Source organism: Amycolatopsis sp. CFH S0740 (assembly GCF_004522315.1).
Lineage (GTDB): Bacteria > Actinomycetota > Actinomycetes > Mycobacteriales > Pseudonocardiaceae > Amycolatopsis > Amycolatopsis nivea.
In genome coordinates this window covers 207732-220838 of sequence record NZ_SDLS01000015.1, presented here as the reverse complement: position 1 = coordinate 220838, position 13107 = coordinate 207732, and the positions used below count along the sequence as shown (strand labels likewise).

Annotated in this window: 15 protein-coding genes; 7 read left to right on the top strand and 8 right to left on the bottom strand. The window is 68.6% G+C overall.

What is annotated here, in order from left to right:
* Nucleotides 1-274: 274 nt before the first annotated feature.
* Nucleotides 275-1099: an HAD family hydrolase gene (locus EIZ45_RS25385; RefSeq protein WP_240690697.1), complete on the bottom strand. Its 825-nt coding sequence runs from the start codon at nt 1097-1099 to the stop codon at nt 275-277.
* Between the two features lie 57 nt (nt 1100-1156).
* Between EIZ45_RS25385 and EIZ45_RS25380 the strand changes: the two genes are divergently transcribed.
* Nucleotides 1157-2044 carry an LLM class flavin-dependent oxidoreductase gene (locus EIZ45_RS25380; protein ID WP_134664125.1) on the top strand — a complete coding sequence of 296 codons (888 nt, stop codon included), beginning with the start codon at nt 1157-1159 and terminating at the stop codon, nt 2042-2044.
* 41 nt (nt 2045-2085) lie between these two features.
* Here the strand turns inward: EIZ45_RS25380 and EIZ45_RS25375 are convergent, their stop codons facing one another.
* Complete coding sequence (locus EIZ45_RS25375; protein WP_134664123.1) at nt 2086-4098, bottom strand: DUF6541 family protein; 2013 nt, start codon at nt 4096-4098, stop codon at nt 2086-2088.
* Nucleotides 4099-4187: 89 nt separating this feature from the next.
* Between EIZ45_RS25375 and glf the strand changes: the two genes are divergently transcribed.
* The 4 genes from glf to EIZ45_RS25355 all read left to right on the top strand — a co-directional run bounded on the left by glf (nt 4188) and on the right by EIZ45_RS25355 (nt 7773).
* On the top strand, nt 4188-5411 hold the full coding sequence (gene glf, locus EIZ45_RS25370) for a UDP-galactopyranose mutase (protein WP_037807122.1): 1224 nt from the start codon (nt 4188-4190) through the stop codon (nt 5409-5411).
* Nucleotides 5404-5922: a phosphatase PAP2 family protein gene (locus EIZ45_RS25365; RefSeq protein WP_134664121.1), complete on the top strand. Its 519-nt coding sequence runs from the start codon at nt 5404-5406 to the stop codon at nt 5920-5922. Before glf ends, EIZ45_RS25365 begins: the two co-directional genes overlap by 8 nt.
* Nucleotides 5919-6977, top strand: coding sequence for a decaprenyl-phosphate phosphoribosyltransferase (locus EIZ45_RS25360; protein ID WP_240690696.1), 1059 nt, complete (start codon nt 5919-5921; stop codon nt 6975-6977). The genes EIZ45_RS25365 and EIZ45_RS25360 overlap by 4 nt, the downstream gene beginning before the upstream one ends.
* A 115-nt stretch (nt 6978-7092) precedes the next feature.
* Nucleotides 7093-7773: a hypothetical protein gene (locus EIZ45_RS25355; RefSeq protein ID WP_134664119.1), complete on the top strand. Its 681-nt coding sequence runs from the start codon at nt 7093-7095 to the stop codon at nt 7771-7773.
* Nucleotides 7774-7813: 40 nt separating this feature from the next.
* Here the strand turns inward: EIZ45_RS25355 and EIZ45_RS25350 are convergent, their stop codons facing one another.
* On the bottom strand, nt 7814-8506 hold the full coding sequence (locus EIZ45_RS25350) for an SDR family oxidoreductase (RefSeq protein WP_134664117.1): 693 nt from the start codon (nt 8504-8506) through the stop codon (nt 7814-7816).
* Between the two features lie 104 nt (nt 8507-8610).
* Between EIZ45_RS25350 and EIZ45_RS25345 the strand changes: the two genes are divergently transcribed.
* Nucleotides 8611-8979, top strand: coding sequence for a MerR family transcriptional regulator (locus tag EIZ45_RS25345; RefSeq protein WP_134664115.1), 369 nt, complete (start codon nt 8611-8613; stop codon nt 8977-8979).
* On the opposite strand, the gene EIZ45_RS25340 is transcribed toward EIZ45_RS25345, so the two are convergent.
* Genes EIZ45_RS25340 through EIZ45_RS25325 form a run of 4 tightly spaced genes read right to left on the bottom strand, consistent with a single transcriptional unit; the run spans nt 8976 to nt 11944 of the window.
* Complete coding sequence (locus tag EIZ45_RS25340) at nt 8976-9686, bottom strand: ESX secretion-associated protein EspG (RefSeq protein WP_134664113.1); 711 nt, start codon at nt 9684-9686, stop codon at nt 8976-8978. The genes EIZ45_RS25345 and EIZ45_RS25340 overlap by 4 nt on opposite strands.
* Nucleotides 9683-10924, bottom strand: coding sequence for a hypothetical protein (locus EIZ45_RS25335; RefSeq protein WP_134664111.1), 1242 nt, complete (start codon nt 10922-10924; stop codon nt 9683-9685). The genes EIZ45_RS25340 and EIZ45_RS25335 overlap by 4 nt, the downstream gene beginning before the upstream one ends.
* Nucleotides 10925-10934: 10 nt before the next feature.
* A complete protein-coding gene (locus EIZ45_RS25330; RefSeq protein WP_134664109.1) occupies nt 10935-11549 on the bottom strand; it encodes a DUF3558 domain-containing protein in 615 nt (204 codons plus the stop codon).
* The gene (locus tag EIZ45_RS25325) at nt 11546-11944 is read right to left on the bottom strand and encodes a hypothetical protein (protein ID WP_134664107.1); all 399 of its coding nucleotides are present in this window, start codon (nt 11942-11944) and stop codon (nt 11546-11548) included. Before EIZ45_RS25325 ends, EIZ45_RS25330 begins: the two co-directional genes overlap by 4 nt.
* 182 nt (nt 11945-12126) lie before the next feature.
* Between EIZ45_RS25325 and EIZ45_RS25320 the strand changes: the two genes are divergently transcribed.
* Nucleotides 12127-12375, top strand: coding sequence for a helix-turn-helix domain-containing protein (locus EIZ45_RS25320; RefSeq protein WP_134664105.1), 249 nt, complete (start codon nt 12127-12129; stop codon nt 12373-12375).
* Here the strand turns inward: EIZ45_RS25320 and EIZ45_RS25315 are convergent.
* Nucleotides 12372-13016, bottom strand: a complete 645-nt coding sequence (locus EIZ45_RS25315; protein ID WP_134664103.1) for a VC0807 family protein — start codon at nt 13014-13016, stop codon at nt 12372-12374. The genes EIZ45_RS25320 and EIZ45_RS25315 overlap by 4 nt on opposite strands.
* Nucleotides 13017-13107: the final 91 nt, after the last annotated feature.

The following is a 13107-nucleotide window of genomic DNA, read 5'->3' as shown; positions in this document are numbered from 1 at the left end:
ACCCACCCCCACCAGCAACAACAGGATGAAAAATCCTCATTGGGGTTTCTCAGTAGTGCGGCGTGCGGCGATGCGCGGCGTCGACCGGGCGGCGTTGCTTCTCCGCTCCAGTTGACGTCTGTGAAGGGCTCCTTCAGGGAATCAGATTCCCTGAAGGAGCCCTTCACGGGCCTCGGGGGAGGAGCCGCCGACGCGCCCAGTCGACCGAGGCACGCAGCGTCCTGCCAAGCACCGCTGCCGCGCACCGCGCTACTGAAACAACCCCATGGGGCGCCTAGAACCAGCGCTCCAGCACCTGCGCCACCCCGTCCTCCGCGGCCGGTCCGGTTACCTCGTCCGCCACCGCCAGCACGGTCGGGTGGCCGTTGGCCATCGCGACACCGTGGCCCGCCCACTGCAGCATCTCGACGTCGTTGGGCATGTCCCCGAAGGCGATCACCGACGACTGGGGCACGTCGAAGCGCTCGGCGATATCCGCGAGCCCAGTCGCCTTCGTCACGCCGTGGGCGGACAGTTCGATCAGCCCGCCCGAGGACGAGTAAGTGACGTCCACCGCTCCGTCGAGCACCGCGCTCGTCGCTTCGGCCATCTCCTCCGACGTCATCCCGCGGCGGCTGACCAGCAGCTTGATCGCCGTTTTCCCCAGCACCTCGGCGCGCGGCGCGATCCGGCTCTCCTCGTCTCCCCACGGGTTGTGGTACTCCGGCTCGATCACGAAATTGCGCAGTTCGTGGTCCACCGATCCGGTGCTGATCCGTTCCGCCGCCAGCCGGCAGCCGGGCAGGGCTTTGTCGAGTGCCGAGGCCAGGTCGTGCAGCAGTTTCGGCTCGAGTTCGCCGTGCACCGCGACCACCGAGTCGGTGCCGATGTCGAGCAGCACGGCTCCGTTGGCGCACACCGCGTAGCCGGTCAGCCCGAGCGGTCCGGCGATCGGCGCGATCCAGCGCGGCGGGCGGCCGGTGCACAGCACGAACGGCACGTCGTCGGCCAGCACCCGCTGCACGACCGACACCGTGCGCGGCGTCACTTGTTCGCTGGGGCCGAGCAGGGTGCCGTCGACGTCGGACGCGATCAACCGGGGTTTCTCCACGTCTCCCATTCTCCCGGTCGCCGCCCGTTCGAGCGAATGTCAGTGCCGGACGTTACGGTCGGCCTCGTGCGAGCAGGCATCGTAATTCTTCCTGAAGACCGCTGGTGGGCGGCCGAGCCGAAGTGGCGCGCGGCCGAGGAGTACGGCTTCGACCACGCGTGGACCTACGACCATCTCGGCTGGCGGTCGCTGGTCGACGGGCCGTGGTTCTCCGCTGTGCCCACCCTCACCGCGGCCGCCATGGTCACCTCCACGATCCGGCTGGGCACCTTCGTCGCCTCTCCGGTCGCGCGGCACCCCGTGCCGTTCGCGCGCGAGCTGATCACCCTCGACGACGTGTCCGACGGCCGGTTCGTGCTCGGCGTCGGAGCGGGCGTGGACAGTTCGCGCTACGACGCGCAGGTGCTGGCCGCTCCGGAGCTGACCGCGCGGCAGCGGGTCGACCGCTTCACCGAGTTCGTCGAGGCGCTCGACGGGCTGCTGATGACCGACAACTTCGACTTCTTCGGCGAGTACTACTCCGCGCGCGGCGCGCGGAACCTGCCGGGCACGGTGCAGCGCCCCCGGCTGCCGTTCTTGGTCGCGGCCAACGGCCCGCGCACCATGACGCTGGCCGCGCGGTTCGGCGCGGGCTGGGTCACCACCGGCCGCGGCGGGGACACCCTCGACGAATGGTGGACCGGCATCGCCGAGCTGGTCGCCACGTTCGACCAGCGGGCCGAAGCGGCCGGCCGGGACCTGGCGGGCATCCAGCGGTACCTGAGCCTCGACGCGGCGCCAGTGTTCTCGCTCAGCAGCGTCGCGGCGTTCCGCGAGGCCACCGAACGGGCCCGTGAGCTGGGCTTCACCGACGTCATCGCGCACTGGCCGCGCTCGAGCGGGCCGTACGAGGGGCACGAATCGGTGCTGGAAAAGGTCGTCGAAGAAGTGCTGCCGGGCCTCAAGGCCGAGTAGCCCCTCGTGACCGCGGCCGGGGGAGGCCGCGGTCACGAGAGTCACCTGATGATCGTGTAGATCTGCGCGCCCGGATTGCGGTAGACGAGCTGCAGGAAATCGCTGCCCATGAGGTCGCGCAGGCCGGGGGAGATCGGCGCGCCCTTGGCGATCGAACCGCTGCCCACCAGCACGTGGCGCACCTTCAGCCGCTGGACCGCCTCGCGCACGCGCACGTCGAGGTCGTAATCGCGGAAGTGCAGCGCCAGGTAGGTCGCGTCCGGCGAGACCGGGCCGCCGCCGTCGTAGTGGCCCGCCACCGGGTGCACGCCGGTCAGCGCGTACATCCACGCGGTGCCGTCGAGCCGGTCGTTCAGCACCTTCTCGTCCGGCGGGATGTGCATCCGGCCGAGGAACTCCATGGCCGCGATCTCGTCCGGGCTGACCGGCGGCGTGACCTCGCCCTCCGGCCCGTTGTAGTACAGGAACGACACCGCGGTGGCGTTCGCGGTGCGGTAGAACCCGCCGGTCAGCACCGCGGTCACGGCCACGACGACCGCCGCCGCCGCGATCCCGAGCCGGGAGACCACCCGCGGCCGCGCCTTCGCCCAGCTGATCGAGCGGATCCGCTGCGCCGTCCAGCGCTGCAGCTCCGCCATGCCGTGCCCGGCGAGCAGGCACAGCGGGATCGCAGCGAGCGCCATCAGCCGGAACCGGTCGTTCCACCACGGCCGCGACAGCGAGATGACCAGCGGCGAGGCGCCGTAGGACGTGACCAGCACGAACAGCCCGGAGAGCCCGATCGCGGACAGGGTCAGCCAGCGCATCCGGTCGAGGGTGCGGAAGGCCAGCACGCCGACCACGAGCAGCACGGTGAGCCAGAGCTGCGGCGTGTGCAGCACCTGCTGGAACGTGCCGAGCATGTTCAGCGCCGACAGGACCGGCAGGTCCGAATTCCACGGCTGGTACGGGTACGAGCCGGAGGTGAACTTGATCGCGCCCAGGATCTGCGGCGCGGCGAAGACGACTGCGGCCGCCATGACCGGCACTGTGCGCACGATGTCGCCGCCGATCACGCGCAGCCCGTTGCGCCCTTCAGGCACACCGTCCACCCGAAGCCCGCGAAGCGAGCGGTACCAACGCTGCAGCACCAGCGGTGCCGCGAAGAGGACACCGCCGAACAGCGCGCTCGAGTGCGCGGTGAGCAGACCGTCCGCGGACAGCGCGAAGACCAGGCCGGTGTCGACGCCCGGGCGTACGAGGAAGCGTTGCAGCGCGACCACCGTGAGCGGCGTGAGGACTATCCCCAGCGCGTACGGCAGCAGGCCGCTCGACACCGACTCGTACGCGCCCGTCGTCGCGGCAGCGGCGATCAGGGCCGTGCAGCCCGCGAAGACCGCACGGCCGCCCATCTGGCGGACCAGGGCGACCATCGACAGCGCGAAGATGCCCGCGACCGGCATGGTGATGGCGTTCAGCGTGACCGGGATGCTCGTCCCGGAGATCTGGTACACCAGCGCGCCGACCAGGTGATAGCCGTTCGGATAGAACGATCCGTCCGGGTACCAGTTGATCTTGCCCATGCCGATGAGCGAGCCGTCGCCGGTGTCGGCGATGTAGCGGATGCCGTTCGCGTGGAAGACGGTGTCCCAGCGCTGGAAGACCGCCGTCGTCCCGCCGCGCGCGGACAGCACCACGGCGATCGACAGCGCCGTCGCCACCGCGACGCACGCGGCGACCGACCACTGCGCGCGCGTGCTCCAGACGACCGGAGGCTCCTCCGCGCCCGGGGTGATCCAGCCGCGGACGAGGCAGAGCCGCCGGATTCCCCACGCGACCCCCGCCAGCAGCAGCGTGCAGGCCGCGGCGGTGAAGACGTTGTACGGGAGACCGACAGTCGACAACCAGGGCCCAGCCAGGCCGGTGACGGCATAGCTGAGCAGCGGCGCGAACCCGGCGAGGGCCCACCCGCGCACTCCCGCGGCCCGGCCGATGAGGCCGCCAGGGACTGCCAGCACGGCCACGTAGCTGGCGACCGCGCCTAGATAGGTCCAGAAGGTGTCTGGTGCAGGCATGCTTCTCACGTGTGTAGTGCCGGTAAAACCTGGCGGGATGCCGAGGTCGGTTCGGGACGCGGTCGCGCGACTGCGTACCCTGAGCGCCCGTGAGCGAGCACACGAACTCCGCCAAGATTACTGAAGACGACTTTCGCGGTTACGACCTCGTCGTCGTCGGGTCCGGTTTCTTCGGCCTGACCATCGCCGAACGGGCCGCGGCCGAGCTGGGCAAGAAGGTCCTGGTCCTCGAGCGCCGCCACCACCTCGGGGGCAACGCCTACTCCGAGGTCGAGCCCGAAACGGGCATCGAGGTGCACCGCTACGGCGCGCACCTCTTCCACACGTCCAACAAGCGGGTGTGGGAGTACGTCAACCGCTTCACCGAGTTCACCGGCTATCAGCACCGGGTCTTCGCGCGGGTGAAGGACCAGGTCTACTCGTTCCCGATGAACCTCGGCCTGATCAACCAGTTCTTCGGCAAGTCGCACACGCCGGACGAGGCGCGCGAGCTCATCGCGAAGCAGGCCGCCGAGTTCCGGACCGAGGACGCGCAGAACCTCGAGGAGAAGGCGATCTCCCTGATCGGCCGTCCCCTCTACGAGGCGTTCATCCGCGGGTACACCGCGAAGCAGTGGGAGAACGACCCGAAGAACCTCGGCACGAACATCATCAACCGGCTGCCGGTCCGCTACACCTTCGACAACCGGTACTTCAACGACACCTACGAGGGTCTGCCGGTCAACGGCTACACCGCGTGGCTCGAGAAGATGGCCGAGCACGAGAACATCGAGATCCGGCTGAACGTCGACTACTTCGACGTCCGCGAGCACATCCCGGCGGGCACCCCGACCGTCTACACCGGGCCGCTGGACCGTTACTTCGACTACTCGGCGGGCCGGTTCACCTGGCGCACCGTCGACTTCGAGTCCGAGGTCGCCCAGACGGGCGACTTCCAGGGCACGTCGGTCGTCAACTACAACGACGAAGAGGTCCCCTACACCCGCATCATCGAGTTCCGCCACTTCCACCCGGAGCGGGACTACCCGAAGGACAAGACGGTCATCTTCCGCGAGTACTCCCGGTTCGCGAAGGAAGACGACGAGCCGTACTACCCGATCAACACCGCCGAGAACCGCGAGAAGCTGGAAAGCTACCGCGAGCTGGCGAAGACCGAGGCGCGCGAGAAGAACGTGCTGTTCGGCGGGCGGCTCGGCACGTACAAGTACCTCGACATGCACATGGCCATCGGGTCGGCGCTGTCGATGTTCGACAACAAGATCGCCCCGCATCTGACCGACGGTGCGCCGTTGGACGGGTCGATCGATGCTTGAGAAGGACACCCCGCGCGGTGAGGTGGCCGTGCTCTCCAGCACCCAGAAGGTGCTGAAGAAGCCGGGCACCGTGCAGGTCGCGCGGGGAATGTCGCTGTTCGGGGAGCACAGCGCGGGATGGTTCGCGCTGGGCTTGCTCGGAGCGGCGGTGGACCGCGACCGGCGCAAAGACTGGCTGGTCGCGTCGGCCGGAGTGGTGGGCGCGCACGCCGCGTCGATCGCCGTGAAACGCGTCGTGCGGCGACGCCGTCCGGACCATCCCAGCGTGGAGGTTCTGGTCGGCACGCCGAGCAAGCTGAGCTTCCCGTCGTCGCACGCGACGTCGACGACAGCGGCGGCGGTGCTCTACTCCGGATTGACCGGGCGTAACCTGGTCCCCGCCCTGGTACCGCCGATGCTCGCCTCGAGGCTGCTGCTCGGCGTTCACTATCCGACAGACGTTCTGGCCGGAGCCGCCCTGGGAGGCGTCGTCGGCGGTCTGATCCGACGGAAGCTGACCAAGAAGCGATGAGCGAAACGACCGACGAGCGAACCGAAAACGCGTCCGGTACGGCCGAATCCGCGCAAGTGTCGGAGGCGGCCGCCGAGAAGACCGACGCGGCCGAGGCGACCGAGAAGGTCGAGAAGACCGAGAAGGTCGAGAAGCCTGAATCCCCGGCCGCCCCGACCCCGACCTCCGGCACGAGCCCCGTGGGCCTCGTGCTCGGGGTGATCAAGACCGCGCGGCCGAAGCAGTGGGTGAAGAACGTCCTCGTCTTCGCGGCGCCGTTCTTCGCGTTCTCCAAGGCGACGAACCGGACCGAGCTGGTCATCGACGCGCTGATCGCGTTCGTGGCGTTCTCGCTCACCGCCTCGTCGGTCTACCTGATCAACGACGCCGTCGACGTCGAGGCCGACCGGGCCCACCCGACGAAGCGCAACCGCCCGATCGCGGCGGGCATCGTCCCTGTCCCGGTGGCCTACGCGGCGGCCGTGGTGTTCTTCCTCGCCGGCCTCGCCGTGTCGTTCGCGGCGGACTGGCGGCTGGCGATCGTGCTGGCGGTCTACGAAGCCGTGCAGCTCGGCTACTGCTTCGGCCTGAAGCACCAGCCGGTGGTGGACCTGGCGATCGTCGGCTCGGGCTTCCTGATGCGCTCGGTGGCCGGCGGCGTCGCGGGCGGCATCGCGATGTCGCAGTGGTTCCTGCTGGTCACGGCGTTCGGCTCGCTGTTCATGGTGGCCGGCAAGCGGTACGCGGAGATCATGCTGTTCGAGCGCACCGGCGCGAAGATCCGGTCCTCGCTGAAGAAGTACTCGGCGAGCTACCTGCGCTTCGTGTGGGCGACGTCCGCGGCGATCCTGATCATGTCCTACTGCCTGTGGGCGTTCGAGATCCGCCAGGCCGAGCACAACTCGGTGTGGGCGGTCGTGTCGATGGTCCCGTTCGTGATCGCGGTGCTCCGGTACGCGGTCGACGTGGACGGCGGCAACGCTGGCGCGCCGGACGAGATCGCCTTGAAGGACCGCGTGCTGCAGGTGCTCGGCGCGACCTGGGTCGTGACCCTGTTCCTGTCGTTCTACCTGTGAACGGCGCGCAGATTTAAACAGCTGGGATTCAGCTTCTCCACAGCATCGACGGTCACCCTCGGGGGTGGGAGCCGGGACACCCCGCCTCCCGCCCGCGCAGCCCGGAGGACCGACGATGAACGACGAAAAGAACCCCTCGCCTGGCGAGCCTGCCGGGCAGGAACCGACTGAGCAGTTCGGCCGGACCGGGGACCTGGGCGGGGCTTCGGCTGATGCGGGCCCGGCTGCCGCGGGTGGCCAGGCGGGATCTGCGGGGGACGCTACTCAGCCGAGCCAGCCGGTGCCGTCTGCCGAGCAGACCAGCCAGCTGGGCCAGCCCGGATCGTCTGCCGAACAGGCGGGCCAAGGGGGTCAACCCGGGCCGTCTGCCGAGCAGGCGGGCCAAGCCGCGTCTTCCGCGGAAGCGGGCCAGCACGCCGGTCCGGCCGCTCAGCAGCCAAATCAGCAGCCGAATCAGCCCGGTCAGTTCGCGCAGCCCGGTCCGTGGGGCATGCCCCTGCCGCCGCCGAAGCAGAGCGGTTTCCGCCGGTTCGTCGCCCACCGGGCCACGCAACTGGTCGCGGTGGGCGTGCTGGGACTGGTGGTCGGCGGTGGGATCGTCGGCGGCGTCATGGCCGCGACGCACCATCCCGGCCGGCCCGGCATGAGCCAGCACCAAGGCGGCCACCGCTTCAACGACGGCGGCCCCGGCCAGCGCCACCGCGTCCCGGACGGCCAGAACGGCGGCAACGGCAACAACGGCCCCGGGTTCGGCAACGGCGGCGGCACCGGCACCGGCTCCGGAACAGGCAACTGAGCGAACGGCGTATTCGCGCAGCATCCCTGCCCGCTCGACCTCAGTCGCCCAGCAGCGCCGGGTACAGCACCGTCGGATGCGCGGACAGCCCGGCTTTCGCCGTCGCGCTGTCCGCGTCCGCGATGATTTCGATTTCTCCCGCTTCCAGCCCGTCCAACGCGGCGCGGACGACGTCGGCGGGGTCGTTTTTCGGGATGTCGAAGCTGGCCATCATGTCGGTGTCGGTACTGGCCATGACCAGGCCGCTCACCAGTGTGTGCTGCGCCAGCAGTTCCAGCCGCACCGAGTTGGTCATGCTCCACGCCGCCGATTTGGACGCGGCGTATCCCGCGGAGCCCGGATAGGTCGCCCAGGACAGGGCGGACAGAACATTCAGAATCGCGCCATTCTTCAACCCTGGCGCGAACGCGCGGATTACCCGCAGCGGGCCGAAGAAATTGGTCTCCATTTCCGCTCGGATCGAGTCCAGGTCGCCGGTCACCAGGTCGGTGAAGGAGGCGATTCCGGCGTTGTTGATCAGCAAGGTGACGTCCGGGGCGGCGGCAGCGGCGGCCGCGATCGAATCGGGATCGGTGACGTCCAACGGCAGCGAGACGGCGCCGTCGAGGTCGACGGGACGGCGAGCGGTGGCGTAGACCTTGGCCGCGCCGCGGTCCAGCAGGGCGCGGACGAAGTGGGTGCCGAGTCCGCGTCCGGCACCGGTGACCAGCGCGGTCGAGCCTGCGATCTGCATGAGGTTCTCCTGGGAAAAAGCCGTCGGAAGGGGACAACGGCTATCCTGGATCCTGACGTCAATGTCAGGTTCTCGTGTTTGTGGTGCGGATCACGGAGGCTCGGATGCGGATCGGCGAGGTGGCGGAGCGCGCCGGGGTCAGCGTGCGTTCGCTGCGCTACTACGAGCAGCAGGGACTGATCGAGTCGACGCGCACGTCGGGCGGGCAGCGCCGCTACGGCGAGGACGCGGTGTCGTGGGTCGGGCTGATCCAGCAGCTCTACGCGGCGGGGCTGTCCAGCGCGACTATCCGCGAGCTGATGCCGTGCCTGCACGCGGGCGTCAGCACGCCGGAATCGCGCGTTCGGCTGCGGGAGGAAAAGGCCCGGCTCGACGAGCACATCTCCGGTCTCGAACGCACTCGCGAGCGGCTGGAAAAGATGATCGAATTGGCGGAGACGCCGAATCCGCATTGCCCGGTCGTGCTGGACTAAAGGGCGGCGGAGGTGTCGTTCAGGATCTTGACGATCGCACGCGGGTCTCCGGGGATCAGCTCGGTCCGGTCGTCGGTGGTCCGGTACGTCAGGACTCGGCCGGCTTCCAGGTCCAGGGCGAAGATCGGACCGCCGGTGAGGTGCCTGCCGCCGGCCCGGCGGCCGACGTACAGCTGATGCACCGCTTGGCGGGGCTGGTCCAGGACTGAATTGAGGTACTCGGCGCTGGTGCTTTCGTCGAACGGGTCCGGCGCCTCGTCGGACGCGATCGACACCGAGCGCACCGGCGCGCCGGGGATCTGCGGAAGCGCGTCGAAAAGCGCGGTGGCCAGCCGGTTCGGGGCGATCTGCCGGATCTCGACCACGTCGTCCTGCACGGACACCCGTACCGCGTCCGCCTCGCGCTGGGCGACCAACGCGCTGCGATCGGTCCCGGTGCTGAATTGCGAGTGCGCGAAGTATTCGCCCTCGGCGTAGGCGATCACCTGCAAGGTCGCCCGTAGGTGCGGTGTCGGCGCCTCGTCGCGTGCGAGCCCGAGTTGCGTGAGGTACTCGATGGTCTCGGCGTGCAGCCGACGGTCCGCGCCGTCCTTCACCCAAAGCCGCTTGCCGCTGAGCAGCGGGTGCATTTCGCCGAGATCGAGCATGTCCCACACCAGGGACAACACCGCGGTCGGCAGCCGCACCGTGGAATCCAGCCCGGTCATGCGCCGAGAGTGGGCGGCGTCGACCGGAGGCCGGTGACGGGATCGATGGTGGCTTCCTCGTCGGAGAAAATGTCGTCGGTGTCGAGGACGTACTTGCGGTTGTGCTCGGCGTCGTCTTCTTTCTTGCCGCCGCGGCCGCCGCTCATCCCGGCCCCGGGCATGCCGCGCTCGCCGGCCGCACCTCCGCGCAGCGCACCCGTCCCCGCGCCGCCACTGCCTCGCGGGCCGAACTCTCCGGCTCCGACCCGCGAACCGCCGCCCGGACCGCGGGGCGTGATCGCGGTGCCTCCGCTCTCCCCGCCGGTCGAGCCGAACCCGATGCCCGGGGTGTAGCCGAGACCAGACCCGCCGGAACTCGGGCCGGATCCGCCGGGCTGGTACCCGCCGATCCCCGGAGGGGTGAACCGGGACTGACCGGAACCGGTCGGCTCGACGTAGCCGGAGGTGCTGGTCGCGTCGGCCGGATTCGGCGAATGCGGGTAGCTGCCCGGGCTGCCGCTGTACGGCCCGCTGTCGCGGTTGTGGCCTCCGCTGACACCGGGGCCGACCTGGCTGCCCGCCCCGCTCGCTCCGGGAGGTTGGTCGCCTGGTCCAGTCTCACGTGGGTCAGGACCTCCCGGCCGCCAACCGCCGGGGCCTGGCGGGCCTGCTGGCGGATGACCCGGACCAGGGACGTTCGGCTGCTGGTTGACCGTGACGCCGCCGTCGTACGCGCCGAGCTTGCCGTAGTCGTACTTCAACTGCCCCGAATTGGACTGGGTCTGGTGGGTGAATTCCTGGTAGAGCTGCAGATTCTTGGCCGAAGCCTCGTTGTGGCTGCGCATCTCGGACAGCACGTCGGAGTCGAACAGATTCTTCCCGCTCTTCAGCGCGTTCGTGAGCGGTTCCGCCGACATGGGGGCCATCTGGTTGCGCAGATTGTCGAGCATCGCCGCCGCGGAAGCGTGCGTGCCGCTGTTGTCGTGGAACGTTTGCTGCGCACCGGTCATCGAGGAACGCACCGTTCGCAGCCGCTGCGAGACCTTGTCCGCCGAAGCGCCGCTCCAGACGGATTCGAGACCGCCGAGAATCTCTGAGACGTCCTGGCTGACCGCTTCCTGATCCCGCGCGAGTCCCTTGGCGATGTCGCTTCCTTCATGCCAAACCCCGGGCTGCGCTGCCTGGATCTGCGGGACGATCTCCTCGATCGGCACCGTCATTTCCTGGTATTTGTCGAGCAGCGCCTTGGTGGACTCCACCCAGCCCATGTCACCGCCCCGCTTTCTTCTTGAGCGTGGTCACCGCGTGGTCCGTGACCTCGACCGCGAGGCGGCAGGCGTCAGCTTTGCCGCTGTTGGAAAGGCCGAGGTCAAGTCCGACCTCGAATTCGAGCGTGTCGGAGAGTCCGACCGCTACATGGCACCCATCTGTTCGCGGGCCTGGTTTCGGGTCGTAGGCGACGGCGGGGAAGCCCTGGATGGGCGGAACCACCTCGAACCGCTTCATCTGCGGCTTCACCTGTTTGTAGATGATGCTCAAGCCTTCTCGTTGCTTGGTCGTGTAGAAGATCGTCAGCATTGAGCCGCCCTGCTGGTCAGACCAGGTGCATTTGGGGCCGAGAGGTCCGTCCTCAGGTTTGCCGGTGACGCCTTCGCCGATGTCCTCACGGATCTGCTGGGGGCTGAGCGCATCGCACGCGCTTCCGGAGAGCACGGAGTCGGGAAGCGGGTTCTCGACCTTGGGGGCACCGCCATAGGGCGGCACCTCGTTGCCCGGCAGCGAACTGCTGCTCGCCACCGGCGTTGGGTGTCCGCCGGTGGTGCCCGAACAAGCGGTGAGCAGGGCCAAGGAGCTGAGCAGGACGATTGGCGTGCGGAGTTTCATTCGGTCGTTTCCTGGTGGTCGACTCGGTTAATGAGGCTCGTCTGCTGGTGATCGCTTGATCTTGTCATGCCGAGCGCCTCCGCGATGCGCTGGATGAATTCATCGACGTAGGCGAGTTGAAGATCGATGTGACCCCCGCCGTATGAGTAGGCTCCCATTTTTGCGGCGCCGTCCCCGACCATTGCCACATGCGCCGCGACCGTCGACGGATCCTGCGCCGGCGGCTTCATTCCGCATAGGTTGATGGCGCTCTCGCGCATCGTCGTCAGCTTCTGTTTGATCCCAGTCAGCTTGCTGAGCAGCTGTTTCGCCTCATCGGGTTCCAGGACGAAGCCGTCCGACGCGGTCGTCTTGGCCTGCCCGCTCGCGACGATGAACGCCGTGTCCTCCCACACCTGTGCCCCCTCGACGCTGGTGTCGGCAATTGGTTACAGGTAGCACGGTAGCCGATCAATCACCCGCGGTGGACGCGATTCTGAAAGGTGCTCGACTACTAGACATAAACGCTATAGACATAACTGCTCTAGTCATTTGTGCTCTGGTTTTGCTGGCGCTAGACGTGTGTGATTAGTCGACCATGGTCAAGCCTCCGATCTCCGCTGCCGCGCGCATTATCGGCGAGCGCGTGCGCGAGTTCCGGCACAAGGCTGGCCTCAATCAGGAGCAGCTGGCCGAGGCGGCTGGAGTGCACTGGACGTTCGTCAGCCAGGTCGAGCGGGGCTTGCGCAACATCAACCTGCACAACCTGCTCAAGTTCGCCGACGGGCTCGGGGTGAACCCGGCGAAGCTCGTCGACGGGTTGCGTCCGCCGCCAGACCCGGATTAGCCCTGGGCATAGTCCACTGTGGACGGACGCATCACATGTCGAAAGGTGCCTTCCCGGAGCAGCAGAATCTGCGTGATCACCTGCAGTCCGACGAAAAACGCGACTGACAGCCCGGCGTCGAGCGCGGGGACGTCGTCGACCGGCAGGGTGTACGCCATGCCGATGCTCAGTCCACTGTGGACCAAGCTGCCGACGCTCCACACCACGGTCAGCGTCCGCCACACCCGGCGGAAAGACGGGCGGGCCTCCCATGCCGCGTCCAGCCGGGAGCCTCGGCCGGGCAGCAGCGCGCGGGCCGCCTGGTAGGTCGTCGGGTACTGGCCGACGACCAGGCTCGCGAGCAGCCAGACGCCCGCCAGTGTGCTGAACCAGGCTCCGCGCACCAGCATCAGCCGGGCGTCGCCGGTCATCAGGGTGGTGGCCAGGCCGACGGCCAGGAACGTCAGGACGAGCAGGCCGATCCCGTCCACGCGACGCCGGGTGACCAGCGTGTGCAGCACGCGCAGCGCGGGCGGCAGACCGCTCAGCAGCAGCGCCCACACGGGCGGGACGGCGAAGGCCCGGAGCAGGTAATAGCCGCCGACTGGCGCGCCGAGGTCGATCAGCAGCGCGGCCAGCGACGAGCGGAATTCGTTCCCCATGTCCCGAGTTTCGGCGCGGCGGGCGCCTCAGGACATCGTCGAGCCGGTCAGCCCGGCATCCACCGTTCGGTGGAGGCCGGGCCGGGATAAC